The following is a 25,537-nucleotide window of genomic DNA, read 5'->3' on the forward strand; positions in this document are numbered from 1 at the left end:
ATCGTGAGGATCTTCGGGAAGGTACGGCATCGGCCCTCCGCCTCGTGGCGGCAGGCCACCGACCGCGCGTTCACGCTGATCGGCGACGGCCGGTACGAGGACGCGGGAGCGCTGCTGACCCGCGCCGCGGACCTGGAGCCGTGGCTGTCGGAGTCCTGGTTCAACCTGGCCCTGCTGCACAAGTTCCGGCACGACTGGGAGCAGGCGCGGGCGGCCGGGCTGCGGGCCGTGGCCCTGCTCGACCGGGAGACCGGGGCACCCGACTGGTGGAACGTCGGCATCGCGGCCACCGCCCTCCAGGACTGGCCGCTGGCGCGCCGGGCCTGGCAGGCGTACGGGCTGAAGGTGCCCGGCGACCCCCGCGGCGGGGTCTCCACCGGGGAGCCGGTGGGCATGGAGCTGGGCAGCGCGGCGGTCCGGCTGTCGCCCGAGGGCGAGGCCGAGGTCGTGTGGGGCCGCAGGCTCGATCCGGCCCGGATGGAGGTCCTCTCGATCCCGCTGCCGTCCTCGGGGCGGCGCTGGGGCGAGGTGGTCCTGCACGACGGGGTGCCGCACGGCGAGCGGGTCACCGCGGCAGGTCCCTCGTATCCCGTCTTCGACGAGATCGAGCTGTGGGCGCCCTCGCCCGTGCCGACCTGGGTGGTGCTGCTAGAGGCGGCGACCGAGGCGGACCGGGACGCGCTGGAGCAGCTCGCCTCCGACGCCGGCTTCGCGGCCGAGGACTGGTCGTCCTCGGTGCGCCTGCTCTGCCGGACCTGCTCGGAGAGCGCGATGCCCAGCGGCGAGGGCGACGGTGAACACCTCGACCCGCACGACCACAGCGAGCCCGGCCACCCCGGCCCGCTGGGCCACCGGACGGCCGGCTCCGGCTCGCTGTGGGTGCCCGAGCGCGAGTGCGGCATCGCGGCCCCGGCAGGCCTGGTGCGCGGACTGCTCGACGGCTGGGTCGCGGACAGCCCGGACACCCGTGAGTGGCGGGATCTCGAGGAAGTCTGCTGAGCGCTGCCCGTAGTCTGTACGGGCACACCGGAGACTTACGGAAGGCGTACGGCGGACATGGCGCAGCAGGAGACGGAGCAGCAGGTCGACGAGGTCAACGACGGGTACGTCGTCGACACCGAGGACTGTGAGGCGCGCGAGCTCGCCTACCGCGAGCGCGGCACCGCCCGCCCGATCACCGTGGTCGGCAACCCGGTCCTGCACAAGGAGTGCAAGGACGTCACGGAGTTCGGCGACGAGCTCGCCGCGCTGATCGACGACATGTTCGCCAGCCAGAAGGCCGCCGAGGGCGTGGGCCTGGCCGCGAACCAGATCGGCGTGGACCTCAAGGTCTTCGTCTACGACTGCCCGGACGACGACGGCCTGCGCCACACCGGTGTCGTGGTCAACCCGGTCCTCCAGGACCTGCCGGCCGACCGCCGCGTCCTGGACGACTCGAACGAGGGCTGCCTGTCGGTCCCGACGGCGTACGCCTCGCTGGCCCGCCCGGACTACGCCGAGGTCCACGGCCAGGACGCGCAGGGCAATCCGATCAAGGTGCGCGGCACGGGCTACTTCGCCCGCTGCCTCCAGCACGAGACGGACCACCTGTACGGCTACCTGTACATCGACCGCCTCTCGAAGCGGGACCGCAAGGACGCCCTGCGTCAGATGGAAGACGGCACCCCGCGCTACGAGACCGTCCCCAACGCCTGACGGGCCCTACGCCGCCTCCGCGGCCTGCGGGCCGCGGAAGGCGCGGCGGAAGGCGTTCGGCGTCGTGCCGAGCGTCCGCAGGAAGTGGTGGCGCAGCGCGGCGGCGTTGCCGAAGCCGCAGCGCCCCGCGATCGCGTCGACCGTGTCGTCCGTCGCCTCCAGCAACTCCTGCGCGAACAGCACCCGCTGGCGCAGCAGCCAGCGGTACGGCGTCGTGCCCGTCTCCTGGAGGAAGCGGCGGGCGAAGGTGCGCGGCGACATGTGGGCCCGGTCCGCCAGCTGCTCCACGGTGATCTCGTCCTCCAGGTGCCGGGCCATCCAGCCGAGCACCTCGCCCACCGTGTCGCACGCGGTGCGCGGCAGCGGGCGCTGGATGAACTGGGCCTGGCCGCCGTCACGGTGGGGCGGTACGACCATCCGGCGCGCGATCAGGTTGGCCACCTCGGCGCCGTGTTCCTGCCGGACGACGTGCAGGCAGGCGTCGATCCCGGACGCGGTGCCCGCGGCGGTGATCACCGGGCCCTCGTCCACGTACAGCACGTCCGGGTCCACCAGGGCCCGGGGATAGCGCCGGGCCAGGGCCGGCGCGTGCATCCAGTGCGTCGTACAGCGGCGTCCGTCCAGCAGCCCGGCCGCGCCCAGGATGAAGGCGCCGCTGCACACGCTCAGGACGCGGGCGCCGCGGGCGACGGCCGCGCGGACCGCCTCCAGCAGCGGTTCGGGGTACTCCCGCACGGGCGCCTGCCGGTCGGCGGGCAGACAGACGAGGTCCGCGGCGGCCAGCCGCTCCAGGCCGTGCGGGGCGAGCATCCGGAAGGAGCCGTCACCGACGGTGAGCGCATCCGGCCCCGGCTCGGCCGCGCACACGGCGAAGTCGTACACCGGCAGGCCCATCTCGCTGCGGTCGATCCCGAAGACCTCGCAGAAGATCCCCAGCTCGAAGGGGGCGACGCCGTCGACGACGGCCACGGCCACATTGGTCAGCATGACTCCAGTGTGGCAGTAATTCGTTGTTTCATGACAGTCCTGCCACTGCCCGATTTCTCCCGGCCGGACGACAGTGGAGGCATGAACACGTTCCTGAGCTACCTCACCGTCCTCCTCGTCGCCGCCCTGGTCCTCGGGCCCGCCCTGTACGGCGCCCTCCGGGACGGCCGGATCGACCGGCAACTGCGCGCGGTCCGGCAGGGGCCGCGGCTTCCCCGCCGCGCGCCGCACACAGCACAGCGTCCCCACCTCCGGATCCGCCCGGGGATGGGGACGCTGTCACACCGCCTGCGCGGCTAGAAGTCCTCGTCGAGGTCCACCGTGCCCTCGACCGCGACCTGGTAGGCCGACGGACGGCGCTCGAAGAAGTTCGTCAGCTCCTGGACGCCCTGGAGCTCCATGAAGGAGAAGGGGTTCTGCGAGCCGTAGACCGCCGGGAAGCCGAGGCGCACCAGACGCTGGTCCGCGACGCACTCCAGGTACTCGCGCATCGACTCGGTGTTCATGCCCGGCAGGCCCTCGCCGCACAGGTCGCGGCCGAACTGCAGCTCGGCCTCGACGGCCTCCTTCAGCATGTCGGTGACCTGCTGCTGGAGCGCGTCGTCGAAGAGCTCAGGCTCCTCCTTGCGGACCGTGTCCACGACCTCGAAGGCGAAGTTCATGTGCATGGTCTCGTCGCGGAACACCCAGTTGGTGCCGGTCGCCAGGCCGTGCAGCAGACCGCGGCTGCGGAACCAGTACACGTACGCGAAGGCACCGTAGAAGAACAGGCCCTCGATGCACGCGGCGAAGCAGATCAGGTTCAGCAGGAAGCGACGGCGGTCGGCCTGCGTCTCCAGCCGCTCGATCTTCTCGACCGAGTCCATCCACTTGAAGCAGAACTGCGCCTTCTCGCGGATCGAGGGGATCTCCTCGACCGCGTCGAACGCCGCCGCCCGGTCGTCCGGGTCGGGCAGGTAGGTGTCGAGCAGCGTCAGGTAGAACTGGACGTGCACGGCCTCCTCGAACAGCTGGCGCGACAGGTACAGGCGCGCCTCCGGGGAGTTGATGTGCTTGTAGAGCGTCAGGACCAGGTTGTTCGAGACGATCGAGTCGCCCGTCGCGAAGAACGCCACCAGGCGGCCGATCATGTGCTGCTCGGCCGGCGTCAGCTTGGCGAGGTCGGCGACGTCCGAGTGGAGGTCGACCTCCTCCACCGTCCACGTGTTCTTGATCGCGTCCCGGTAGCGCTCGTAGAAGTCCGGGTAGCGCATCGGGCGGAGCGTCAGCTCGAACCCGGGGTCGAGCAGGTTCTTGTTCTCGGCGGACATTACTGGCAGGCCTCGCAGGACTCGGGGTTCTCAAGGGAGCAGGCCAGCGCATCGGCGTCGACGGCCTGCGGGAGGGGGGTGGCCGAGGCCGGGACGGCGGCCGAGCCGGACGCGGCACGGGCGATCTTCGTCGCCGGGCGCGAGCGCAGGTAGTACGTGGTCTTCAGACCCTGCTTCCAGGCGTACGCGTACATCGAGCTGAGCTTCCCGATGGTCGGCGTCTCCAGGAAGAGGTTCAGCGACTGGCTCTGGTCCAGGAAGGGCGTACGGGCCGCCGCCATGTCGATCAGGCCGCGCTGCGGGATCTCCCAGGCCGTGCGGTACAGGTCGCGGACCTCCTGCGGAATCCAGCCGAAGCCCTGCACCGAGCCGCTGGAGTCGCGCAGCGCCTCGCGGGTCTGCGCGTCCCAGACGCCCAGCTTCTTCAGCTCCTCGACCAGGTAGCCGTTGACCTGGAGGAACTCGCCGCTCAGCGTCTCGCGCTTGAAGAGGTTGGAGACCTGGGGCTCGATGCACTCGTACACGCCCGCGATCGAGGCGATCGTCGCGGTCGGCGCGATGGCCAGCAGCAGCGAGTTGCGCATGCCGGTCTCGGCGACCCGGGCGCGCAGCGCGTCCCAGCGCTCCGGCCAGTGGTGCGTCACGTCGTAGTGGTCGGGGTGCAGGACGCCCTGCGCGGTGCGGGTCTCGGCCCACGCCGGCAGCGGGCCGCTGCGCTCGGCGAGGTCGCAGGAGGCCTCGTACGCGGCCAGCATGATCCGCTCGGCGATCTTCGTGGAGAGCGCCTTGGCCTCGGCCGAGTCGAACGGCAGCCGCAGCTTGAAGAACACGTCCTGGAGGCCCATGGCGCCCAGGCCCACCGGACGCCAGCGGGCGTTGGACCGGCCGGCCTGCTCGGTCGGGTAGAAGTTGATGTCGACCACCCGGTCGAGGAAGGTCACGGCGGTGCGGACGGTCTCGTCCAGCCGCTCCCAGTCCATCTCGCCCGTGTCGGTCAGCACGAAGGCGCCCAGGTTGACCGAGCCCAGGTTGCAGACCGCGGTCTCGCCGTCGTTGGTGACCTCGATGATCTCGGTGCACAGGTTCGAGGAGTGGACCACCGAGCCGGGCAGCGCGGTCTGGTTCGCGGTCCGGTTGGAGGCGTCCTTGAACGTCATCCAGCCCTGGCCGGTCTGCGCGAGGGTGCGCATCATCCGGCCGTACAGGTCGCGGGCCGGCATGGTCTTCTTGGCCAGCCCGGCCGCCTCGGCCCTCAGGTACGCGGCGTCGAACTCGTCGCCGTACAGGTCGACCAGCTCGGGCACGTCGGCCGGGGAGAACAGCGACCAGTCGGCGTCGGCGTTCACGCGGCGCATGAACTCGTCCGGGATCCAGTGCGCGAGGTTCAGGTTGTGCGTACGGCGCTGGTCCTCGCCGGTGTTGTCGCGGAGCTCCAGGAACTCCTCGATGTCCGCGTGCCAGGTCTCCAGGTAGACCGCGGCGGCGCCCTTGCGGCGGCCGCCCTGGTTCACGGCGGCGACGGAGGCGTCGAGGGTCTTCAGGAACGGCACGATGCCGTTGGAGTGGCCGTTGGTGCCGCGGATCAGCGAACCGCGGGCGCGGATGCGGGAGTACGAGAGGCCGATGCCGCCCGCGTGCTTGGACAGCCGCGCGACCTGGTGGTAGCGGTCGTAGATCGAGTCGAGCTCGTCCAGCGGCGAGTCCAGCAGGTAGCAGGAGGACATCTGCGGGTGCCGGGTGCCCGAGTTGAAGAGCGTGGGGGAGGAGGGCAGGTAGTCCAGGCGGCTCATCAGCCGGTACAGCGAGGCGACTTCCTCCACCGCGCGCAGGCTGTCGTCCTCCGCGAGACCGCAGGCCACGCGCAGCATGAAGTGCTGCGGGGTCTCGACGACCTGGCGGGTGATCGGGTGGCGCAGCAGGTAGCGGCTGTGCAGGGTGCGCAGGCCGAAGAAGCCGAAGCGGTCGTCGGCGCCCTCGCCCAGCGAGTGCTCGACCAGGGAGTCCAGCCGGGTGGCGTGCGTGCGCACGAACTCCGCGGTGCGGTCCGCGATCAGGCCCTCGCGGTGGCCCACCTCGACGGAGGCCGAGAAGGAGGTCGCGCCCTGGCCGGCCGCCTCGTCCGCGATGGCGAGCGTCAGCAGCCGGGCGGCGAGCTTCGAGTACGCCGGGTCCTCGGAGATGAGCCCCGCGGCCGCCTCGGTGGCCAGCCCCCGCAGTTCGGCCTCGTCCGCGACGGCGCTCCGGCCGCGCAGGGCGGCGGCGGCGACCCGGCCCGGGTCGGTGTCGGGCAGGTCGGCGGTGAGGTCGGTGAGGGTGCGCAGCAGCGCGGCTCCGGGCCCCCCGGGCTCGGTCGGAGTCTGGGGCTGGTCGGACTCGGCGCGCAGTGCGGCAGGCGCGATGGTCACGTGGGGGGCTCTCCCTCGCTCGGCTCCGGTCGCTTCGGAGCGGGGCCGGGGGAGCGCATGCGGGCATGGCAGGAGACGCGTCCCCACCGCATGGCGTCCACCGGCCCAACCGCGAGGCCCGGACGTGTCGTCGCCCGGCCGGTCGGCCGGGTCACGCTGTCGGCAGGTCCTCGGACTCGCAGGTGCACGAAGCGCGCACTTCATACCGTTGCGGGACAGTTCCGGATTCGCACCGGATTCCCCTGCGACGACAGCGAGGACGAGCATACATGTGGGGGCACCCTCGCGTGGGACCCCCTAGATGTTGTGTCGGGCGACTACTGCTCGGGTGCGCCCAGCTTCATTGCGTAGGTGAGCAGCGGGACGGACGGGACCGGAGACCAGTCCCGCTCGGGCGTCCGCACGAAGCCCAGCCGCTCGTAGATCCGGTGCGCGCCGCGCATCGCGGGCTGCGTCGAGAGCACGAGGGTGCGTACGCCTTCGATGGCCCGGGCCCGGTCGATGCAGGCCCGGACGAGGGCTTCGCCGACGCCCTGTCCACGGGCCTCGCGGGACACGGCGAGCATCCGGAACTCGGCCTCGCCGGGGCCGGCGATGTCGCAGTACCGGCTCCCGGGCGGCGCGAAGGCCACTCCGCCGAGCACCTCGCCGTCGCGTACGGCGACCAGCACCTCGGAGTCCTCGGCGCGGGCGGCGACGTCCCGGAGCACGCCGAGGTAGTAGCCGTCCGGATTGTCGTCCAGCAGACCGTCGGCGAGGTAGGCCTGCGCGGTGATCTCCCCGAGGGCCGCGTACTCCCCGGGCCGTGCCTCTCTGATCGCGATGTCCATGCGGTCGAGTGTGCAGGACGGCCGTCGGCGGGCGGCGCTATGGTCGGAGACAGCACCGTCGAGGAAGGCGAGCGAGGCATGACCGTGATGATTGACCGGCCCCACATGTCGCCCGAGGATTTCGAGCAACTGGCGCGCATAGCGGCGCGCGAGCTGGAGGGCATGCGACTGGAGTTCATCGGTGGGGTGCTGAGGAGCAAGGCTATGCCTGACGGGGACCACGGACGCATGATCCAGTGGCTCGCACGAATCTGTCTCCAGCACTACCCCGAGCTCTGGCTGCACCCGGGGCAGGGGATCAAGGTGGAGCAGTATCGAGAGGGCCGAGCCATCCCGGACGGGGTCCTGGCACCCGACGATGCGTTCGTCGGCCAGGGCGACTGGGCGGATCCGCGCCCGATCCTCATGGCCGTCGAGGTGACCTCGTGGGACTCCGACACCGAGCGGCGCGACCGGATCGAAAGGCCCCGTGCCTACGCCGAAACCGGCATCCCCGTCTACCTGCTCATCGACCGGCTCAAGTGTCAGCTTCTCGTCCACAGCGACCCGGACGGCGAGCGGTACGAGACCGTAACCACGGTTCCTTTCGGCAAGGAAGTCAAGCTGCCCGACCCCGTTGGCATCATCCTTCAAACCGAGCGTCTGAAGGATTGGGTGCGCTGAGCCGCAGAATGGGCCCCGACGGCGTCAACCGTCGGGGCGCTCACCATTCTGCGGACCTCAGCAGCAGCGGAACCCCTCCCGCGGGTCCGCCTCGCGGGCGTCCGTGCGGGCCCGCTCGAAGGCGCGGCGGCTCAGTACATCGGCGTCCGGGTCGTGGCCGCGGGCGTGGGCGACGTACCGGTCGTACGCCGCCTCGCCCGAGAACTCCCGGACGTAGAAGCGGATCCTGGCGAGCAGCTCGCGGGCGGTCACGAGGACACGGTCTCCTTGGCGCGGCCGTCCGGCTCCAGACCGGCCGCGGCGAGTTCGGCCTTCTCCTCGGGGGTCGGGATCAGCCCGGCGGGGGCGACGATCTTCGACTCGGTGTACGGCACCTCGTGCAGCTCGACAGTCTCCGGGCGGCGGACCGCCTTGATGCAGACGCGGGTGGCGTCCACGAGGACGACGACGATCAGGAGGGCGAAGAGCGCCGAGAGGAAGCCGTCGACGGTGGCGTTGGTGACCACGGTGTGCATCTCGTCCATGGTCTTGGCGGGCGGCAGCACCTTGTCGGCGTCGATGCCCGCCTGGAACTTGTCCCGCTGGGCGAAGAAGCCCACCCGGGGGTCCTCCGAGAAGACCTTCTGCCAGCTCGCGGTCAGCGTGACGGTCGCGTCCCAGGCCAGCGGGACGCCCGTCACCCAGGCCCACTTGAGGCGGCCGGACTTGACCAGCAGGGTGGTGCACACCGCCAGGGCGACCGCGGCGAGGAGCTGGTTCGCGATGCCGAACAGCGGGAAGAGCTGGTTGATGCCGCCCAGCGGGTCCTTCACGCCGACCCACAGGAAGTAGCCCCAGCCGCCGACCACCAGCGCGCTGGTGATCCACACGCCCGGCTTCCAGCTGATCTGCTTGAAGGGCTTGGCGACGTTGCCCAGCGTGTCCTGGAGCATGAAGCGGCCCACGCGGGTGCCCGCGTCCAGGGTGGTGAGGATGAACAGGGCCTCGAACATGATCGCGAAGTGGTACCAGAACGCCTTCATGGAGGCGCCGCCGAGCACGGACGAGAAGATCTCCGACATTCCGAGTGCGAACGTCGGCGCGCCGCCGGTACGGGAGAGCAGCGAGGCCTCTTCCACGTCCGAGGCGGCCTTGGCCAGTTCGGCGGGGGAGATGGTGAAGCCGAAGTTGCCCACGGCCTGCGAGGCGCTCTCCACCGTCGTGCCGATGACGCCCGGAGGGGAGTTCAGAGCGAAGAACAGACCCGGCTCGATGATGCAGGCCGCGATCATCGCCATGACGGCGACGAACGACTCGGTCAGCATCGCGCCGTAGCCGATCATGCGGACCTGCGTCTCCTTCTGGATCATCTTCGGGGTGGTGCCCGAGGAGACCAGGGCGTGGAAGCCGGAGAGGGCGCCGCACGCGATGGTGATGAAGACGAAGGGGAACATCGACCCGGCGAAGACCGGCCCGTCGCCGCGGCTCGCGAAGTCCGTGACGGCCGGCATCTTGAGCATCGGCAGGGCGACGACCACGCCGATCGCCAGCAGGGCGATCGTGCCGACCTTCATGAAGGTGGAGAGGTAGTCGCGCGGCGCGAGCAGCAGCCACACCGGCAGCACGGAGGCCAGGAAGCCGTACGCGACCATCCAGACGACCAGGGTCTCCTTCTCCAGCGTGAAGAAGTCCGCGAGCGAGGACTCGGCGACCCAGCCGCCCGCGACGATGGCGAGCATCAGCAGCGCGACGCCGATGAGCGAGACCTCGGTGACCCGGCCCGGGCGCAGGATGCGCAGGTAGACGCCCATGAACAGGGCGATCGGGATGGTCATGCCGATGGAGAAGACGCCCCACGGGGAGTGCGAGAGGGCGTTGACGATGATCAGCGCCAGCACCGCCAGCAGGATGATCATGATGGCGAAGACCGCCACCAGTGCTGCGGCGCCGCCGAAGGGGCCGATCTCCTCGCGGGCCATCTGGCCGAGCGAACGGCCGTCGCGCCGGGTGGAGAAGAACAGCGTGACCATGTCCTGGACGGCTCCGGCGAAGATCACGCCGACCACGATCCAGATGGTCCCGGGCAGGTAGCCCATCTGCGCGGCGAGCACCGGGCCGACCAGCGGGCCGGCGCCCGCGACGGCCGCGAAGTGGTGCCCGAACAGCACGCGGCGGTCGGTCGGGTGGAAGTCGACACCGTTGTCAAGACGCTCGGCGGGGGTGGCCCGGGTCTTGTCGACCTTGAGGACGCGGTGGGCGATGAAGCGCGAGTAGAAGCGGTACGCGATGGCGTACGAGCCCAGGGCGGCGGCCAGCATCCACGCGGCGGAGATCTCCTCGCCGCGGGAGAGGGCCAGGACGCTCCAGCCGATCGCGCCGGCCAGGGCCACGAGCGACCACACGGCGATCGACTTGGGCGTCATGCGCCCGGACGGCTGTCCGGAAGGGGAAGGCGAGTCCGCCGTACCGGCCGAACCCGCCATGTCCCTTTCTGCGCCTGTTGATCCTGGTTCCGACATGACCTCGTCCCCTCGTTGATCACCTGCGTGGGCGCAGGAATCTACGGGGACCCGACCGCTGTACGTAAGCCCCCGTCCGCAATCCGGTACGAGAGCGATATGCGAATCAGACGGCGGGGCGCTTCAGACGGGCCACGAACTTGTACCGGTCGCCGCGGTAGACGGAGCGGACCCACTCGACGGGCTCGCCGTCGGCGTCGAACGAGTGGCGGGAGAGCATCAGCATCGGCAGGCCGACATCGGTGCCCAGCAGGCCCGCCTCGCGCGGGGTGGCCAGCGAGGTCTCGATGGTCTCCTCGGCCTCGGCGAGCCGGACGTCGTACACCTCCGCGAGGGCGGTGTAGAGCGAGGTGTACTTGACGAGCGAACGGCGCAGCGCCGGGAAGCGCTTGGCCGACAGGTGCGTGGTCTCGATCGCCATGGGCTCGCCGCTCGCCAGCCGCAGCCGCTCGATGCGCAGGACCCGGCCGCCGGTGGTGATCTTGAGCAGGCCGGCGAGGGTGTCGTCCGCGGTCACGTAGCCGATGTCCAGGAGCTGGGACGTCGGCTCCAGCCCCTGGGCCCGCATGTCCTCGGTGTAGGAGGAGAGTTGGAGGGGCTGGGAGACCTTGGGCTTGGCGACGAAGGTCCCCTTGCCCTGGATGCGCTCCAGTCGCCCCTCGACGACGAGCTCCTGCAGTGCCTGCCGGACCGTGGTCCGGGAGGTGTCGAACTCGGCCGCCAGCGTGCGCTCCGGCGGGACCGGGGTGCCGGGCGGGAGCGTTTCGGTCATGTCGAGCAAATGGCGCTTGAGTCGGTAGTACTTGGGCACGCGCGCGGTACGAGTGGCTGCCCCGCTCTCCGGCTCCGTGAGCGCCCCTTCGGTGGCCATCGCCGCCCGCCTTCCCGACTCCAGTCTCGTTGCCGTCACCGGCTCCTCCGTTGTGTGCGGTCACATCGTGACACGGGCCGGAGCACGGACCTCGCCCCTCCCTGAGGTGTCGGTCCGATAACGGACTGACCCCTCGTTTATTACACCCTTGACACCCCCAAAGGTCTAGGCCAAGCTCCAGGCTACTGGTCTAAACCAATATGGATCAGTACCCAGCCCCACGGGCAGTACTCAGTACTTGGCGTATGTCACCGTCGGCGGGCAGGGGGAGTGCAGGCATCCCTGAGGAGGGTGGCGTGAAGCGCAAGCTCATCGCGGCGGTTGGTGTCGCGGGCATGGTTATCGGCCTGGCGGCGTGCGGCGGTTCCGAGGACAAGAACGACGGCGGCAGCAAGCCCTCCGCCGCGAAGGAGCTGACCGTCTGGCTGACGGTCGACGCCCAGAACAACTGGAAGGACCTGGTCGATGCGGCCGACGCCGCGATCGTCGCCAAGCACCCGGGTCTGAAGATCAAGCACGAGTACTACGGCTGGCCGGACAAGAACGCCAAGCTGGACGCCGTGCTCGCCACGGACAAGGCTCCGGACGTTGTCGAGATGGGCAACTCCGAGATGATCGGCTACATGTCGACCGGCGCCTTCTCCGAGGTCGACCCGTCGAAGTTCGACAACTCCGCCGCCTGGCTGGACGCCCTCAAGGAGTCCGTGACCTACGACGGCAAGACCTACGGCGTCCCCTACTACGCCGGTGGCCGCGTGGGCACCTGGCGCAAGGACATTGCCGCCGAGGCGGGCGTCAAGGCTGCTCCGAAGAGCTGGGCCGAGCTGACCAAGGCGCTCGACGCCATCCAGGCGAAGAAGGGCGACAAGTTCAGCGCCTGGTACCAGCCCTCGCCGGACTGGTACGCCGCGATGTCCTTCGTCTACGACGCCGGCGGCGCCATCGCGAAGAACGAGGGCGGCCAGTGGAAGGGCTCCCTGTCCTCCGCCGAGTCGCTGAAGGGTCTCAAGCAGTACAAGGAGATCCTCGACAAGTACATGCACGGCGACAAGACCAAGGACGAGGCCGACCGCCCGGTCGTCTTCGGCCAGGGCAACGCCGCGACGATCTTCGCCGCCGGCTGGGAGGGCGCCACCGCGGCCGCCCCGGAGAGCGACAAGGTCGGCAAGCTCGCCGACAAGCTCGAGAACTTCGTGATGCCCGGCCCGAACGGCAAGAACCTCCCGGTCTTCCTCGGCGGTTCCGACCTGGCCATCCCGTCCAAGTCCGGCGCCAAGGACATCGCCGCCGAGTGGATCAACGCCTTCACCGGCGCCAAGGGCCAGGCCGGCCTGATCGCCAAGGGCAACCTGCCGAACAACAAGACGGACCTCGCGCCGCTGAAGGCCGACCCGAAGACCCAGGTCGCGGCCACCGCCGCCGAGTCCTCGTGGTTCGTCCCGACGGCGCCGGGCTGGGGCCAGATCGAGAAGGCCAAGGTCCTCCAGACGATGCTCCAGGAGATCGGCACCGGCAAGAAGTCGGTCGAGGACGCGGCCAAGGCCGCCGACGCCGAGATCGACAAGGTCATCAACACCAAGTGACCTGACTGGGCAGGGCCCCGCCACCGAGGCGGGGCCCTGCTGCCCGTACCGAGAGAGGGACCCCTGAGGAGCGCGCGATGAGTGCCGCACAGACAACCACCGCCGATCTGCCACCGGCGAAGCAGCCGAGTCCCACCGGAGCGGATACAGGGAACGGCGCCGGCAAGCAGGGAAAGCCGGAACGCAAGGGTTCCGCCGCGACTCCCTGGCTGCTGCTGGCCCCGTGCCTGCTGGTCATCGTGCTCGTCATGGGTTACCCGCTGTACCGGCTGGTCGCCCTCTCCTTCCAGAGCTTCGGCAAGTCCGAGCTCTGGGGGTTCAAGGAAGCCGAGTTCGTCGGCTTCGAGAACTTCACCAAGATCCTCGGCGACGGCGAGTTCTGGGCGGTCGTCGTCCGCACCGCGGTCTTCGCGGTCGGCGCGGTCGTGCTCACCATGGTGCTGGGCATGCTCATAGCCCTGCTGATGCAGCGGGTCTCCGGCTGGGTCAAGGCGCTCATCAGCGTGGCCCTCGTGGCCAGCTGGGGCATGCCGATCCTGGTCTCCACCGCCATCTTCAAGTGGCTCTTCGACGCCGACTACGGCGTCCTCAACTACCTGATGAGCAAGCTGCCCGGCGTGGACATGATCGGCCACAACTGGTTCGCCAGCGGCCCCCAGGGCCTCGCCGTGATCATGCTCCTGGTGGTCTGGGGCGCGGTGCCGTTCGTCGTCATCACCCTCGCCGCGGGCCTCACCCAGGTCCCCAAGGAGCTCGAAGAGGCCGCCCGCCTCGACGGCGCCGGCGCCTGGGGCGTGTTCCGCCACGTCACGCTGCCCATCCTGAAGCCGATCATCGTCATGCTGACCACCCTCTCGGTCATCTGGGACATGGGCGTCTTCCCGCAGGTCTTCGTGATGCGCAACGGCAACCCCGAGGCGGAGTTCCAGCTGCTGACCACGTACTCGTACCAGCAGGCCTTCGTGGTCAACGACTACTCCGGCGGCTCGGCGATCGCCCTCGTGACCGTCCTGCTGCTGCTCGGCGTCGTCGCCGTCTACATGCGCCAGATGCTCAAGATCGGAGAGGTGGAGTGACCTCGACCAGCGCGACCCCGCGCCTCGCACGCCGCAAGGTCTTCAAGAAGTCGAAGTTCGGCTGGAACCTCCTCGGCCTCCTGGTCTTCATCACGGCCGGCTTCCCGGTCTACTGGATGCTGAACACGGCCTTCAAGCCGGCCAAGGACGCGATCGACCCGAACCCGCACTTCTTCCCCACGACCTGGACGCTCGACAACTTCCGGCGCGCCCTGGAGATCAACGACTTCTGGGGACCGGTCGGCCGGTCCGCGGTCGTCTCGCTCGTCGTGGTGTTCATCGGCATCCTCGTCGGCATGCTGGCGGCCCTCGCCATCTCCCGGTTCGCCTTCCGCGGCCGCAAGATCGTGATCGTCGGCATCCTCGCCGTCCAGATGATCCCGCTCGTCGCGATGATCATCCCGGTGTTCCTGCTGCTGAACGACCTCGGTCAGTACGACAAGCTCACGGGCCTGATCATCACGTACCTGACCTTCATCCTGCCCTTCACCGTGTGGACCCTGCGCGGCTTCATCGTGAACATCCCGAAGGAGCTGGAGGAGGCGGCCATGGTCGACGGCTGCACCCCCACCGGCGCCTTCATGCGCGTGGTCTTCCCGCTGCTCGCCCCGGGCATGGTGGCCACCTCCGTCTACGGCTTCATCCAGGCGTGGAACGAGTACCTGTACGCGCTCATGCTGATGAGCCAGCAGAACCAGACCGCCACCGTCTGGCTCAGCAACTTCATCACCAAGAACGGCACCGAGTTCGCCCCGATGATGGCCGGCTCCACCATGATGGCCGTCCCGATCGTCGTGCTGTTCCTCATCGTCCAGCGGAAGATGGCCGCGGGCCTGACCGCCGGCGCAGTGAAGGGATGACCCGCTCCCGATGACGATCACCGCCCACCGTACGTCCGTGCCCGACCACGACGGCCTCACCCGCGACGCCCTGGCCGTGCTCCAGCCGGGCTTCGCCGGCACCACCGCCCCCGACTGGCTGCTGCGCCAGATCGACCAGGGCCTCACCGCCGTCGGCCTCTTCGGCCGCAACATCGCCTCGCCCCGACAGCTCGCCGCGCTCACCGCGCAGCTGCGCGCCGTGCGGGACGACGTCCTCGTCGCGATCGACGAGGAGGGCGGCGACGTCACCCGCCTCGAGGTCCGCGGCGGCTCCTCCTTCCCCGGCAACCTCGCCCTCGGCGCCGTCGACGACACGGAGCTGACCCGCGAGGTGGCCCGCGAGCTCGGCCGCCGGCTCGCCGAGTGCGGCGTCAACCTCAACTGGGCGCCGTCCGCCGACGTCAACTCCAACCCCGACAACCCGGTCATCGGCGTCCGGTCCTTCGGCGCCGACACCCTGCTGACGGCCCGGCACACCGCCGCGTACGTCGAGGGCCTCCAGGCCGCCGGTGTCGCCGCGTGCACCAAGCACTTCCCGGGCCACGGCGACACCAACGTCGACTCGCACCACGCGCTGCCGCGGATCGACGCCCCGCTGGAGACGCTGTACGAGCGCGAGCTCGTGCCCTTCAAGGCGGCCATGGCCGCGGGCACCAAGGCGATCATGAGCGCGCACATCCTGCTCCCGTCGCTCGACCCGACCCGGCCCGCCACCCTCAGCCCGCAGATCCTCACCGGTCTGCTGCGCGGCGAGCTCGGCTACGAGGGCCTGATCGTCACCGACGGCATGGAGATGAACGCCATCGCCGGCACCTACGGCATCGAGCGCGGCTCCGTCCTCGCCATCGCCGCGGGCGCCGACGCCATCTGCGTCGGCGGCGGCCTCGCCGACGAGGAGACGGTGCTGCGCCTGCGCGACGCACTCGTCGACGCCGTGCGCGAGGGCAGCCTCCCCGAGGAGCGGCTCGCCGACGCAGCCGCCCGGGTACGGGCCCTCGCCGACTGGACCCGGCAGGCCCGGGTCGCCACGGGGCCGGGTGCGCCGCTTGAGGAGGGGAGCGCACCCGGCTCGCAGGCCTCGCCCGTCGGCCTGGTCGCCGCCCGCCGCGCGGTCCGCGTGACCGGCGCCCTGGAGGTCCCGGTCAAGGCCCCGTACGTCGCCACCCTGGCGCCGGTCGCGAACATCGCGGTCGGCGACGAGACCCCGTGGGGCCCGGCCGCCGAGCTGGCGGAGCTGCTCCCGGGCACCGAGGCCGGCAGCTACGGCGAGGGTTCCCGGGCCGCCGAGGTCCTGGCCGCCGCGGGCGACCGCCGGATCGTCGCGGTCGTCCGCGACGCCCACCGGCACCCGTGGATGACCGGGGCCCTGGACGCACTGGTCGAGGCCCGCCCGGACACGGTCGTGGTCGAGATGGGCCTGCCGCGGGCCGAGCCGCGCGGCGCGCTCCACGTCGCCACGCACGGCGCCTCGCGCGTCTGCGGCCGCGCCGCGGCGGAAGTCGTCGCCGGCCAGACGGGACTTTGACCACAAGACCTAGCCCCCGGCGGGCGGAACGCGAAAGGCCGGGCACTCCTTCGGGAGCGCCCGGCCTTTCCGCGTGCCGGTCGGGGGCCGCAGGCTAGAGGCCCTGCCACTGCGGCTTGTTGGCGTAGGTGTGGCGGAAGTAGTCGACGAGCTTGAGCTTCGAGGCGGCGGCCTCGTCCACGACCACGGTCGCGTGGCGGTGGAGCTGGAGCGCGGACGCCGGGACGAGCGAGGAGACCGGGCCCTCGACGGTCTGCGCGACCGCCTCGGCCTTGCCCTCGCCGGTGGCCAGCAGCACCAGGTGGCGGGCGTCGAGGATGGTGCCGATGCCCTGGGTGATGACGTGGTGCGGCACCTGGTCGATGTCGTCGTCGAAGAAGCGGGCGTTGTCGACGCGGGTCTGCTCGGTGAGCGTCTTGATGCGGGTGCGGGACGCCAGGGAGGAACAGGGCTCGTTGAAGCCGATGTGGCCGTCGGTGCCGATGCCGAGCAGCTGCAGGTCGACGCCGCCGGCGCCCGCGAGCGCCTGGTCGTACGCCTCGCAGGCCGCCACGACGTCCTCGGCGGAGCCGTCCGGGCCCATGAACGACGACTCGGACAGTCCGAGCGGCTCCACGACCTCGCGCAGGACGACGGACCGGTAGGACTCGGGGTGCCCGGCGGGCAGTCCGACGTACTCGTCGAGCTGGCAGATGCGCGCGCGCGAGGCGTCGACCTCACCGGCGCGGACCTTGGCCGCGAGGGCCTCGTAGACGGGCAGCGGGGTCGAGCCGGTGGCCACGCCGAGCAGGGCGTCGGGCTTGCGTCGGACCAGGGCGGCCATGGCCTCCGCGATGAGCTCGCCGCCTGCCTTGGCGTCCGGAACGATGACAACTTCCACGCTGGGGCCTGCCGATCTGAGAAGGTGGTGGGCACGTATGGTATAGACCAATCTGGGTCCAATCTAGCAGAGCGAAGGCCTGCTCACAGGCGTTCCGCTGGCGTCCCGTCCGGCTCCCGTGCTCGACTGACTCCATGGTCGGCCGATTCCGCCCCGGCGGCCTCCCGGCACCCCCGTGCCGGGCCGCTCCACCGGGGCCGGACGGCTGTGGACGGGCGTCACTCAGCGGAGGTGCGCATGGAACGGCCCGGCAGCATCATGGCCGCCGAAATGGGGCAGCAGCCCGGGGTCTGGAGGCGGATCCTCGCCGACGGCGCGCAGGCGGTCCGCGCCACGGCGGAGGCGATCGCCGCCCGCCGCCCGCGGTTCGTCCTGCTCGCGGCCCGCGGGAGCTCCGATCACGCCGCCCTGTACGCCAAGTACCTGCTGGAGGTGCGGCACGGCCTGCCCTGCGGCCTCAGCTCGATGTCCACCGTCACCGCGTACGGCGCCCGGCCCCGCCTCGACGACGTGCTCGTCGTCACGGTCAGCCAGTCCGGCGGCTCCCCGGACCTCGTGGCCTCCACCCAGGCCGCGCGCGCCGCCGGCGCGGTCACCCTCGCCGTGACCAACAACCCCGACTCGGCCCTCGCCGCCGTCAGCGAGCACCACATCGACATCCTGGCGGGCCCCGAGAAGGCCCTGCCCGCCACCAAGACGTACACCGCCTCGCTGCTGGCCCTACTACCTCTTCACGGAGGCCCTGCGCGGTGCGGACGGCACCGGCGAGGCGGCGGCCCTGCCCGGCCTCGCCGAGGAGATCCTGGGCCGCGGCGAGGAAGTGCGGACCCTCGCCGCCCGCTACCGCTTCGCCGAGCGGATGGTCATCACCTCGCGCGGCTTCGGGTACCCGACCGCCCGCGAGGCCGCCCTGAAGCTGATGGAGACCAGCTACATCCCCGCGCTCGCGTACTCCGGCGCCGACCTCCTGCACGGCCCGCTCGCCATGGTCGACAACATCTCCCCGGTGATCGCCGTGGTCACCGGCGGCCGCGGCGGGCAGGCCCTGCGGCCCGTACTCGACCGGCTCCGGGGCCGGGGCGCGGACCTGTGCGTCATCGGGCCGCAGGCCGAGGTGGACGCTGCCTCGGCGGGCTTCGTCCTGCCCGTCGACGGCGTACCGGAGGAGCTGCAACCCCTGCTGGAGATCCTGCCGCTGCAGCTCCTCGCCCACGAGATCACCCTCGCCCGCGGCCAGGACCCGGACGCGCCCCGCGCCCTGGCGAAGGTCACCGAGACGCGGTGAAGATCTAGAGCAGCGCCATCTGGAGGCCGCCGGTCGCGTTCAGGTGCTGTCCGGTGACCCAGCGGGAGTCCGCCGAGGCCAGGAAGGCCACGACGTCGGCGACTTCGGACGCCGTGCCGATGCGGCCGAACACCGACCGGGAGGACGCGTGGGCGCGGGCCGCCGGGTCGGCGAGCCAGGCGCTGTTGAGGTCGGTCTCGGTGATGCCGGGGCCCACCGAGTTCACCGTGATCCCGCGCGGTGCGAGCTCCGCCGCCAGCGACCGGGTGAGCGCGTTCACCGCACCCTTGGCCATGACCGTGGCCAGGATGGCCGGGAGGGCGATGTCCGGGGTTCCGGTGACGTTGACGATCCGGCCGCCTTCGCGCAGCCGCGGCAGTCCGTGCTTGATCACGAAGAAGGGTGCGCGGGCGTTGACCGCGTGCGCCCGGTCGTAGGCCTCCTCGTCCGTGTCCGCGAGCGTGGCGAACGTGGCCCCACCCGCGTTGTTCACCAGGACGTCCACGTGCTCCGTGCTGTCCGGGTGGGCCTCGTACGCCGCCCAGAGCGCGGCCGCGTCGCCCGGTGCCCCGAACTCCGCCCGGACCGCGAAGGCCCGCCCGCCGGCCGCCTCGATCGCCCCGACCGTCTCCGCGGCGGCGGCCTCGTTGCCCCCGTAGTGCACGGCAACCAGCGCACCGTCCTTGGCCAGCCGCTCCGAGACCGCCCGTCCGATGCCCCGCCCGCCCCCGGTCACGACGGCCGTCTTCCCACTGAGCACGCCCATGACGCGCCCCCCTTCGAAATCGATAGTGGTCGCTACAGAAAGGGACCGTACCAGATTCCCTAGTGCCCGCTATAGAATTGGGCGCATGGTGACCGGACAGCGCGGCAGGCCCCGCTCCTTCGACCGAGACGCGGCGCTCGAGCAGGCCATGCGGGCCTTCTGGGAGCACGGCTACGAGGCGACCTCGATCGCCGACCTGACCAGGGCGCTGGGCATCGGCGCCCCCAGCCTCTACGCGGCCTTCGGCGACAAGCGCAGCCTGTTCGACGAGGTCGTCCAGGCGTACGCGGCGGCGTACGGCGGCTTCGCGCTCAAGGCCCTCGAAGAGGAGCCCACCGTGCGGGAGGCCATGGTCCGGATCCTGCGCGAGGCGGCGGAGATCTACACCGATCCGGCCCACCCGGCGGGCTGCCTGGTGGTCAGCGCCGCGATCAACTGCACGGTCCCGGAGGTGGCGCAGGCCATGCGGGAACGGCGCAACGCCAACATCGAGCTGTTCGAGAGCCGGATCCGCGCGGACGTCGCCGTCGGGCTGCTGCCGGCCGGCACGGACGCTTCGGCGCTGGCCCGCTACACCGGGGCCGTGATCCAGGGGATGTCGCAGCAGGCGCGCGACGGCGCGACCCACGAGCAGCTGAAGGCGGTGGCGGAGCAGGCGATGCTGGCCTGGCCGCGCTGAGCGATCGCGGCGAGCGGCGGAGCGGGTGGTTCACCCCCTGGGCCACGGTGCCGGGACGGGACCCTCAACCCGTCCGGCACCGCAGCCCGGAGTGCTTCGGCCGGCGGGTGTGCGGTCCCGGCGGCCGGGGGAGGTGGGTGCGCGGTCAGGGCAGAACGCGCTGCTCACCTCGATCCGTCCTCCTGTGCGGGGAGGGCGGAAGCCTGATTCTCTTACAGCATTGTGGACTAGACCATTCTGTTCTGTCCATCCAATGACAGGGCTCGGAATCCCGTCACTTCCTCCAACATACGCGGAAGCTGCCTCTCCTGGGTATTCCCCATGGCGAAAGTCATGGCCCGAGCCCGGGTACCCTCGCTGACGTGCCCTCCATGAACGACCTCGTACGTCAGCACACCGCTCTCAGTGACACCGACCTGGAGTGGCTCCACATGCTGGTCTCGGAGTGGCAGCTGCTCTCCGACCTGTCCTTCGCGGACCTCGTGCTGTGGGTCCCGACGCTGGACGGCACCCGCTACGTCTCGGTCGCCCAGATGCGCCCGAACACCGGCCCCACCTCGTACCAGGACGACATGGTCGGCCACCTGGTTCCGCGGGGCCGCCGCCCGCTGCTGGACGCCGCCCTCGACGAGGGCCGGATCGTCCGCGAGGGCGACCCGGAGTGGCGCGAGGAGGTCCCGGTACGGGTCGAGTCCATCCCGGTCCGCCGCGAAGGCCGCGTCCTGGGCGTGATCGCCCGCAACACCAACCTGCTCACGGTCCGTACGCCGAGCCGGCTCGAGCTCACGTACCTCCAGTCGGCCTCGGACCTGGCCCAGATGATCGCAGCCGGAACGTTCCCGTTCCCCGGCCAGCAGGTCGACATGGACGCCTCCCCGCGCGTCGGCGACGGCCTGATCAGGCTCGACGCCGACGGCGTGGTCACGTACGCGAGCCCCAACGCGCTCTCCGCGTACCACCGGCTCGGCCTCGCCTCCGACCTCGTCGGCCAGCACCTGGGCACCACCACCGCCGAACTCGCCCCGTCCCGGGGCCCGGTGGACGAGGCGCTCGTCAAGCTGGCCAGCGGCTGGGCCCCCCGCGAGACCGAGGTCGACGGCAACGGCGGAGTCATCCAGCTGCGCGCGATCCCTCTCAAGCCGAAGGGCACCCGGATCGGATCGCTGGTCCTGTGCCGTGACGTCACCGAGCTGCGCCGTCGCGAACGCGAACTGATCACCAAGGACGCGACCATCCGGGAGATCCACCACCGGGTGAAGAACAACCTCCAGACGGTCGCGGCGCTGCTGCGGCTCCAGGCCCGCCGGATGGACACCTCCGCACCGGGCGGCGGCAGTGCCCGCGAGGCGCTCAACGAGGCCGTCCGGCGCGTCGGTTCGATCGCCATCGTGCATGAGACGCTGTCTCAGAACCTGGACGAGCGGGTGGAGTTCGACGAGATCGCCGACCGCGTGATCGCGATGGTCGCGGAGATCTCCCCGGGCAAGGTCGCCTGTCGGCGCACCGGCCGGTTCGGGATCCTCGACGCCGAGGTGGCCACCCCGCTGTCGATGGTGCTGACCGAGGTGCTCCAGAACGCCCTGGAGCACGCCTTCGCGCCGGCCGAGCAGGGCACGGTCGAGGTCTCCGCGGTGCGCACGGGCACGGGGCGTGACGATGCGCGCCTGCTGATCACCGTGGTGGACGACGGCCGCGGGCTGCCCGAGGGCTTCGACCCGCAGCGCGCGGGAAATCTGGGCCTGCAGATCGTGCGGACGCTCGTCGAAGGCGAACTGGGCGGCAGCTTCGACATGCAGCCGGGCGCGGAACGCGGCACCAAGGTCGTCCTCGACGTGCCGGCCAGCGCGCAGAAGTAGCAGAACCAGCAGAAGTAGCGGAATCGCCAACCGGCGTTATTCCGCGCCGAGTTCGGGTATATCCCGGACTATGCGGACCCGGGACGGCACTGAGCCCCGGACCGAATTTCCGGTCCGGGGCTCAAGAGCACGTTGCTGAGCGCTATCGGAGTTCTACGCGCTGCGGCTCGAGGCTCGAAAGTCGATATCAGGCGCTGGCGTTGCGCGCCCGGTTGCGAGCGGCGCGGCGCTTCATCGCGCGGCGCTCGTCCTCGCTGAGGCCGCCCCAGACGCCGGAGTCCTGGCCGGACTCGAGCGCCCACTGCAGGCACTGCTCCATGACGGGGCAGCGGCGGCAGACGGCCTTGGCTTCCTCGATCTGCAGCAGCGCAGGACCGGTGTTGCCGATGGGGAAGAACAGCTCGGGGTCTTCCTCACGACAAACGGCGTTGTGACGCCAGTCCATGGCTGCTACCTCTCTTGTGTGACTTGCACGTTGCTTGTGAATGTGAACGCTTTCACGAATCCCTACGCGAGGGAAGGGCCGTCGCCCAGTCGCCTGGTGCGGTCCGTGATTCGTGGAGGGGTTCTGGCGGTCTTCGTGGGTGCCGGTTCTGCGGGCTGTCCCGATCGCCATGTAGAGATTCGCAAACCTCGGACGGGGATACAACCCCTTCCGGAAAGTTTTTTTTGATTCGTCGGTGTCGACTAGGTCACAGCCGTACTTCTATGGGGTGGACCGGCGCCTAAACGTTCGAGTGGAAGGGCTAAAGGCCCTTCCACTCACACAATCACACGCAGTGCACGGCGTACGCCTGTGAACCGCACGCTCGTGCGCAGTCCCAGGTGATCGCCGTCCATCTGGAAGGGGAGGGGAACCTTCGAATGCAAGGTGAAGTCCGTCAGATCGTGCAGAGAGGTCGCATGCTTGCCGTGCGGGCCGCGCTCAGGAGACGAGGTCAGGAGCTGTGTCGCGTACCGCGCGATGGCCGGAGTTGACAAACGGCTGAGTCCCAGCACGTCAAGTGCGGTGTCGAACGACGCCGCCGGGGACGCGTACAGTGGCCGGTTTCCCAGATACGTCCACGGGGACGTGTTGCACACTATCGAGAGCACCAGGTCCCGCACCGGATCCGCGCCCGGCCGCTCCAGCGTGACGGTGCCGTTCCGCCGGTTCGGCTCCTCCAGGAACTGGCGCAGCAGCTGCCGTACGTACAGCGCGTGCGTCGAACGCTTCCCGCGCTCCCGCTGCTGCTCGACCCGGCCCACCACGCCCGCGTCGAAGCCGAACCCCGCGCAGAACGTGAACCAGCGCGCGGGCACCATCTCGTCCTCGGTGCCGGGGGCGCCAGCGGCCAGTCCGAGCCCCACGGTCCGCTCCCGCTGCTCCCGCAGCGCGTCCAGCAGCGCGCCCGTCGCCTCGACCGCGTCGTTGGGGAGGCCCAGCGCCCGCGCGAAGACGTTCGTCGATCCGCCGGGGACCACCGCGAGGCGGGGCAGGCGCTCCGGGTCCGGGCCCTGGTGCAGCAGGCCGTTGACGACCTCGTTGACCGTGCCGTCGCCGCCGAGGGCCACCACCAGCTCGATGTCGTCGCTCTCGGCCGCGCGCCGCCCCAGGTCCCGCGCGTGGCCGCGGTACTCGGTGGTGACGGCCTCCAGCTTCATCTCGCTGGCCAGCGCATGGATCAGGACGTCGCGCGTGCGCGCACTGGTGGTCGTTGCCGCCGGATTCGCCACGAGGAGTGCACGCATGAGCAGCAGCCTACCCACCCGTCACCTCGGCGCCCATACTGCCCGCCCCTTGGGCAGGGCTACCCTGCTGGGGTGAGTACGAAGCAGCCCCCCGTCACCCCCGCCGCCGCCGTCCCCGCCGGGCCGGTCCCCGCCCGGCTGACCGCCGCCGCCGCGCTCACCGCGCTGGAAGGGCTCGCCCTGCTGGGCCTGGGCATCTCCATGCTGGTCATGGGGCTGCTCGGCAACCCGGACTCGCCGCAGCAGGCCGAGACCGGCGGGATCACCATGCTCGCGCTCGCCGCTCTGCCGCTCGTGGCGGCCCGCGGCCTGCGGCTGCGCCGCCGCTGGAGCCGCGGCCCGGCCCTGATCACCCAGCTGATGGCCCTCCCCGTCGCCTGGACCCTCTACAACTCGGGCGGCGCGATGATCGCCGCGGCCGTGGCGCTGGCCCTGGCGGCCGTGGCGGTCTTCGTCCTGCTGCTCCACCCGGCCGCGACCGAGGCCCTCGGCATCGGCGCCCCGGAAACCGGGGGCACCGGCCGCTGACGGCAGGCCGCAGGCCCGCCGCCCTCCGTCACTCTCCGCTACTCCTCGACCAGGAGCTTGTCCCGGAGCTGGGCCAGGGTGCGGGCCAGCAGCCGGGAGACGTGCATCTGCGAGATGCCGACCTCCTGGGCGATCTGCGACTGGGTCATGTTCCCGAAGAAGCGGAGCAGCAGGATCCGCTTCTCGCGCGGCGGGAGGCCCTCCAGCAGGGGCTTGAGCGACTCCCGGTACTCGACGCCCTCCAGCGCCTCGTCCTCCGCGCCGAGGGTGTCCGCCACCGCCGGGGACTCGTCGTCCGTGTCCGGCACGTCCAGGGACAGCGTGCTGTAGGCATTGGCCGATTCCAGCCCCTCCAGCACCTCCTCCTCGGAGATTCCGAGCCGCTCGGCCAGCTCGTGGACCGTCGGGGAGCGGCCGTGCTGCTGGGACAGCTCCGCCGTCGCCGTGGTCAGCGACAGCCGCAGCTCCTGGAGCCGCCGGGGCACCCGAACCGCCCAGCCCTTGTCACGGAAGTGCCGCTTGATCTCCCCGACGACCGTCGGAGTCGCGTACGTCGAGAACTCGACGCCGCGGTCCGGGTCGAACCGGTCCACCGACTTGATCAGGCCGATCGTGGCGACCTGGGTCAGGTCGTCGAGCGGCTCGCCGCGGTTGCGGAACCGGCGGGCCAGGTGCTCGACCAGCGGCAGGTGCATCCGCACCAGCCGGTTGCGCAGCTCGGCCCGCTCCGGAGACCCCTCGGGGAGTTCCCGCAACTTCAGGAACAGAGCCCGCGCGCCGCTGCGGTCGCGGGGATCGTGCTCCGCGTGCTCGACGCGCTCCGCGTTGAGTTCGTGCTGGTTCTCGCTCATAGGGCCCGCCCGTCGCTCCGCCGAGTCCAAAAAGCCGTCTTCCGCAGGGTGAGGCCGGGCGTGCTGCTGTTCCGGGATGTCCCCGCCGGAACCGTGCGCCGCCCGGGGCCGTTCCTCGCCCCGCACCGGGATGTCCCCGCCGCTCACGCCGGTCCTGGTCCCGCGCCGCGCTGTTTGTAGAGGCTGATGCTCACCGTCTTGTCCTCGGCGACCGTCGACTCGACCTTGCCGGCCAGGGCCGACAGCACCGTCCACGCGAACGTGTCGCGCTCGGGTGCCCGTCCGTCGGTGGTCGGCGCCGAGACGGTCACCTCCAGCGAATCGTCCACCAGCCGGAACACACAGCTGAGGACGGAGCCGGGCACGGCCTGCTGGAGCAGGATCGCGCACGCCTCGTCGACCGCGATGCGCAGGTCCTCGATCTCGTCGAGGGTGAAGTCCAAGCGTGCGGCAAGTCCGGCCGTGGCCGTACGCAACACCGACAGATAGGCACCCGCGGCCGGCAGCCGGACTTCGACGAAGTCCTGGGTCCCGGGCTCGCCTGCGATCTGGGACACCCTCACCTCCAAGGTGGTACGAGCTCTGTTCGCCGGTGACGCTACCGCGATACGGGCGATCGTGTCGCGGCACCCCCATC

General features: G+C 70.8%; 24 protein-coding genes, 1 pseudogene and 1 riboswitch. Of the genes and pseudogenes, 12 read left to right on the forward strand and 13 right to left on the reverse strand.

Going from position 1 to position 25,537, the window contains the following annotated elements; genetic code table 11:
• Positions 1-3 precede the first annotated feature (3 nt).
• Together ACZ7H1_RS13105 and def are read left to right on the forward strand one after the other, a co-directional pair.
• Positions 4-999 carry a tetratricopeptide repeat protein gene (locus tag ACZ7H1_RS13105; RefSeq protein ID WP_470786207.1) on the forward strand — a complete coding sequence of 332 codons (996 nt, stop codon included), beginning with the start codon at positions 4-6 and terminating at the stop codon, positions 997-999.
• Between the two features lie 57 nt (positions 1,000-1,056).
• The gene (gene def / locus ACZ7H1_RS13110) at positions 1,057-1,695 is read left to right on the forward strand and encodes a peptide deformylase (protein ID WP_470786208.1); all 639 of its coding nucleotides are present in this window, start codon (positions 1,057-1,059) and stop codon (positions 1,693-1,695) included.
• A gap of 6 nt (positions 1,696-1,701) precedes the next feature.
• Here the strand turns inward: def and ACZ7H1_RS13115 are convergent, their stop codons facing one another.
• A complete protein-coding gene (locus ACZ7H1_RS13115; RefSeq protein WP_470786210.1) occupies positions 1,702-2,682 on the reverse strand; it encodes a helix-turn-helix domain-containing protein in 981 nt (326 codons plus the stop codon).
• Positions 2,683-2,763: 81 nt separating this feature from the next.
• Between ACZ7H1_RS13115 and ACZ7H1_RS13120 the strand changes: the two genes are divergently transcribed.
• The gene (locus ACZ7H1_RS13120; protein ID WP_470786212.1) at positions 2,764-2,982 is read left to right on the forward strand and encodes a hypothetical protein; all 219 of its coding nucleotides are present in this window, start codon (positions 2,764-2,766) and stop codon (positions 2,980-2,982) included.
• Here the strand turns inward: ACZ7H1_RS13120 and ACZ7H1_RS13125 are convergent.
• The 3 genes from ACZ7H1_RS13125 to ACZ7H1_RS13135 all read right to left on the reverse strand — a co-directional run bounded on the left by ACZ7H1_RS13125 (position 2,979) and on the right by ACZ7H1_RS13135 (position 7,227).
• The gene (locus ACZ7H1_RS13125; protein WP_470786213.1) at positions 2,979-3,992 is read right to left on the reverse strand and encodes a ribonucleotide-diphosphate reductase subunit beta; all 1,014 of its coding nucleotides are present in this window, start codon (positions 3,990-3,992) and stop codon (positions 2,979-2,981) included. The genes ACZ7H1_RS13120 and ACZ7H1_RS13125 overlap by 4 nt on opposite strands.
• Complete coding sequence (locus ACZ7H1_RS13130; RefSeq protein WP_470786215.1) at positions 3,992-6,397, reverse strand: ribonucleoside-diphosphate reductase subunit alpha; 2,406 nt, start codon at positions 6,395-6,397, stop codon at positions 3,992-3,994. Before ACZ7H1_RS13130 ends, ACZ7H1_RS13125 begins: the two co-directional genes overlap by 1 nt.
• Positions 6,398-6,541: 144 nt before the next feature.
• Positions 6,542-6,664: riboswitch (cobalamin riboswitch) on the reverse strand.
• A gap of 50 nt (positions 6,665-6,714) precedes the next feature.
• Positions 6,715-7,227, reverse strand: coding sequence for a GNAT family N-acetyltransferase (locus tag ACZ7H1_RS13135; RefSeq protein WP_470786216.1), 513 nt, complete (start codon positions 7,225-7,227; stop codon positions 6,715-6,717).
• Positions 7,228-7,305: 78 nt separating this feature from the next.
• Here ACZ7H1_RS13135 and ACZ7H1_RS13140 point away from each other — a divergent pair, with 78 nt between their 5' ends.
• Positions 7,306-7,890 (forward strand): Uma2 family endonuclease, encoded by a 585-nt coding sequence (locus ACZ7H1_RS13140; RefSeq protein WP_470786218.1) that lies wholly within the window; start codon positions 7,306-7,308, stop codon positions 7,888-7,890.
• 57 nt (positions 7,891-7,947) lie between these two features.
• Here ACZ7H1_RS13140 and ACZ7H1_RS13145 read toward each other — a convergent pair whose 3' ends face one another.
• From ACZ7H1_RS13145 to ACZ7H1_RS13155, 3 genes are all read right to left on the reverse strand, one after another.
• Complete coding sequence (locus ACZ7H1_RS13145; RefSeq protein ID WP_470786219.1) at positions 7,948-8,142, reverse strand: YbdD/YjiX family protein; 195 nt, start codon at positions 8,140-8,142, stop codon at positions 7,948-7,950.
• A complete protein-coding gene (locus ACZ7H1_RS13150) occupies positions 8,139-10,292 on the reverse strand; it encodes a carbon starvation CstA family protein (protein ID WP_470786220.1) in 2,154 nt (717 codons plus the stop codon). The genes ACZ7H1_RS13145 and ACZ7H1_RS13150 overlap by 4 nt, the downstream gene beginning before the upstream one ends.
• A 202-nt stretch (positions 10,293-10,494) precedes the next feature.
• Entirely contained in the window at positions 10,495-11,259 is a 765-nt protein-coding gene (locus tag ACZ7H1_RS13155) for a GntR family transcriptional regulator (protein ID WP_470786317.1), read from the reverse strand.
• A gap of 296 nt (positions 11,260-11,555) precedes the next feature.
• Here ACZ7H1_RS13155 and ACZ7H1_RS13160 point away from each other — a divergent pair, with 296 nt between their 5' ends.
• The 4 genes from ACZ7H1_RS13160 (at position 11,556) to ACZ7H1_RS13175 (ending at position 16,324) form a co-directional block, all read left to right on the forward strand.
• Positions 11,556-12,842, forward strand: coding sequence for an extracellular solute-binding protein (locus ACZ7H1_RS13160; RefSeq protein WP_470786222.1), 1,287 nt, complete (start codon positions 11,556-11,558; stop codon positions 12,840-12,842).
• Between the two features lie 77 nt (positions 12,843-12,919).
• Positions 12,920-13,918, forward strand: a complete 999-nt coding sequence (locus ACZ7H1_RS13165; RefSeq protein WP_470786223.1) for a carbohydrate ABC transporter permease — start codon at positions 12,920-12,922, stop codon at positions 13,916-13,918.
• Positions 13,915-14,778 (forward strand): carbohydrate ABC transporter permease, encoded by an 864-nt coding sequence (locus tag ACZ7H1_RS13170; protein WP_470786225.1) that lies wholly within the window; start codon positions 13,915-13,917, stop codon positions 14,776-14,778. Before ACZ7H1_RS13165 ends, ACZ7H1_RS13170 begins: the two co-directional genes overlap by 4 nt.
• A gap of 10 nt (positions 14,779-14,788) precedes the next feature.
• Positions 14,789-16,324 (forward strand): glycoside hydrolase family 3 protein, encoded by a 1,536-nt coding sequence (locus tag ACZ7H1_RS13175; RefSeq protein ID WP_470786227.1) that lies wholly within the window; start codon positions 14,789-14,791, stop codon positions 16,322-16,324.
• Positions 16,325-16,418: 94 nt separating this feature from the next.
• Here the strand turns inward: ACZ7H1_RS13175 and nagB are convergent, their stop codons facing one another.
• Positions 16,419-17,204: a glucosamine-6-phosphate deaminase gene (gene nagB / locus ACZ7H1_RS13180; protein WP_470786229.1), complete on the reverse strand. Its 786-nt coding sequence runs from the start codon at positions 17,202-17,204 to the stop codon at positions 16,419-16,421.
• A 237-nt stretch (positions 17,205-17,441) separates the two neighbouring features.
• Here nagB and ACZ7H1_RS13185 point away from each other — a divergent pair.
• Positions 17,442-18,489, forward strand: a pseudogene (locus ACZ7H1_RS13185) (SIS domain-containing protein).
• Positions 18,490-18,493: 4 nt separating this feature from the next.
• Here ACZ7H1_RS13185 and ACZ7H1_RS13190 read toward each other — a convergent pair.
• On the reverse strand, positions 18,494-19,255 hold the full coding sequence (locus ACZ7H1_RS13190; RefSeq protein ID WP_470786231.1) for an SDR family oxidoreductase: 762 nt from the start codon (positions 19,253-19,255) through the stop codon (positions 18,494-18,496).
• Positions 19,256-19,340: 85 nt separating this feature from the next.
• On the opposite strand from ACZ7H1_RS13190, the gene ACZ7H1_RS13195 reads away from it, so the two are divergent.
• Together ACZ7H1_RS13195 and ACZ7H1_RS13200 are read left to right on the forward strand one after the other, a co-directional pair.
• Complete coding sequence (locus ACZ7H1_RS13195; RefSeq protein ID WP_470786233.1) at positions 19,341-19,934, forward strand: TetR/AcrR family transcriptional regulator; 594 nt, start codon at positions 19,341-19,343, stop codon at positions 19,932-19,934.
• Positions 19,935-20,305: 371 nt separating this feature from the next.
• Positions 20,306-21,790, forward strand: coding sequence for a sensor histidine kinase (locus ACZ7H1_RS13200; RefSeq protein WP_470786319.1), 1,485 nt, complete (start codon positions 20,306-20,308; stop codon positions 21,788-21,790).
• A 187-nt stretch (positions 21,791-21,977) separates the two neighbouring features.
• Here ACZ7H1_RS13200 and ACZ7H1_RS13205 read toward each other — a convergent pair whose 3' ends face one another.
• Together ACZ7H1_RS13205 and ACZ7H1_RS13210 are read right to left on the reverse strand one after the other, a co-directional pair.
• Complete coding sequence (locus ACZ7H1_RS13205; RefSeq protein ID WP_003953983.1) at positions 21,978-22,235, reverse strand: WhiB family transcriptional regulator; 258 nt, start codon at positions 22,233-22,235, stop codon at positions 21,978-21,980.
• Between the two features lie 317 nt (positions 22,236-22,552).
• Positions 22,553-23,521, reverse strand: coding sequence for a diacylglycerol/lipid kinase family protein (locus tag ACZ7H1_RS13210; protein ID WP_470786235.1), 969 nt, complete (start codon positions 23,519-23,521; stop codon positions 22,553-22,555).
• Positions 23,522-23,593: 72 nt separating this feature from the next.
• Between ACZ7H1_RS13210 and ACZ7H1_RS13215 the strand changes: the two genes are divergently transcribed.
• Positions 23,594-24,049: a hypothetical protein gene (locus ACZ7H1_RS13215; RefSeq protein ID WP_470786237.1), complete on the forward strand. Its 456-nt coding sequence runs from the start codon at positions 23,594-23,596 to the stop codon at positions 24,047-24,049.
• A gap of 38 nt (positions 24,050-24,087) precedes the next feature.
• On the opposite strand, the gene ACZ7H1_RS13220 is transcribed toward ACZ7H1_RS13215, so the two are convergent.
• Positions 24,088-25,047 (reverse strand): RNA polymerase sigma factor SigF, encoded by a 960-nt coding sequence (locus tag ACZ7H1_RS13220; protein ID WP_470786239.1) that lies wholly within the window; start codon positions 25,045-25,047, stop codon positions 24,088-24,090.
• Positions 25,044-25,457, reverse strand: coding sequence for an ATP-binding protein (locus tag ACZ7H1_RS13225; protein ID WP_470786241.1), 414 nt, complete (start codon positions 25,455-25,457; stop codon positions 25,044-25,046). The genes ACZ7H1_RS13220 and ACZ7H1_RS13225 overlap by 4 nt, the downstream gene beginning before the upstream one ends.
• Positions 25,458-25,537 lie beyond the last annotated feature (80 nt).

The sequence above is a fragment of the Streptomyces sp. NPDC037401 genome, from assembly GCF_055602345.1.

What these genes read in the sequence shown, in the direction of transcription:
- ACZ7H1_RS13150 (WP_470786220.1), bottom strand. Translation starts at nt 10,292, where the DNA reads ATGACGCCCAAGTCGATCGCCGTGTGGTCGCTCGTGGCCCTGGCCGGC.
- ACZ7H1_RS13120 (WP_470786212.1), top strand. Translation starts at nt 2,764, where the DNA reads ATGAACACGTTCCTGAGCTACCTCACCGTCCTCCTCGTCGCCGCCCTG.
- ACZ7H1_RS13195 (WP_470786233.1), top strand. Translation starts at nt 19,341, where the DNA reads ATGGTGACCGGACAGCGCGGCAGGCCCCGCTCCTTCGACCGAGACGCG.
- ACZ7H1_RS13190 (WP_470786231.1), bottom strand. Translation starts at nt 19,255, where the DNA reads ATGGGCGTGCTCAGTGGGAAGACGGCCGTCGTGACCGGGGGCGGGCGG.
- ACZ7H1_RS13115 (WP_470786210.1), bottom strand. Translation starts at nt 2,682, where the DNA reads ATGCTGACCAATGTGGCCGTGGCCGTCGTCGACGGCGTCGCCCCCTTC.
- ACZ7H1_RS13140 (WP_470786218.1), top strand. Translation starts at nt 7,306, where the DNA reads ATGACCGTGATGATTGACCGGCCCCACATGTCGCCCGAGGATTTCGAG.
- ACZ7H1_RS13210 (WP_470786235.1), bottom strand. Translation starts at nt 23,521, where the DNA reads ATGCGTGCACTCCTCGTGGCGAATCCGGCGGCAACGACCACCAGTGCG.
- ACZ7H1_RS13135 (WP_470786216.1), bottom strand. Translation starts at nt 7,227, where the DNA reads ATGGACATCGCGATCAGAGAGGCACGGCCCGGGGAGTACGCGGCCCTC.
- ACZ7H1_RS13155 (WP_470786317.1), bottom strand. Translation starts at nt 11,259, where the DNA reads ATGGCCACCGAAGGGGCGCTCACGGAGCCGGAGAGCGGGGCAGCCACT.
- def (WP_470786208.1), top strand. Translation starts at nt 1,057, where the DNA reads ATGGCGCAGCAGGAGACGGAGCAGCAGGTCGACGAGGTCAACGACGGG.
- ACZ7H1_RS13125 (WP_470786213.1), bottom strand. Translation starts at nt 3,992, where the DNA reads ATGTCCGCCGAGAACAAGAACCTGCTCGACCCCGGGTTCGAGCTGACG.
- ACZ7H1_RS13175 (WP_470786227.1), top strand. Translation starts at nt 14,789, where the DNA reads ATGACGATCACCGCCCACCGTACGTCCGTGCCCGACCACGACGGCCTC.
- ACZ7H1_RS13200 (WP_470786319.1), top strand. Translation starts at nt 20,306, where the DNA reads ATGAACGACCTCGTACGTCAGCACACCGCTCTCAGTGACACCGACCTG.
- ACZ7H1_RS13165 (WP_470786223.1), top strand. Translation starts at nt 12,920, where the DNA reads ATGAGTGCCGCACAGACAACCACCGCCGATCTGCCACCGGCGAAGCAG.
- ACZ7H1_RS13205 (WP_003953983.1), bottom strand. Translation starts at nt 22,235, where the DNA reads ATGGACTGGCGTCACAACGCCGTTTGTCGTGAGGAAGACCCCGAGCTG.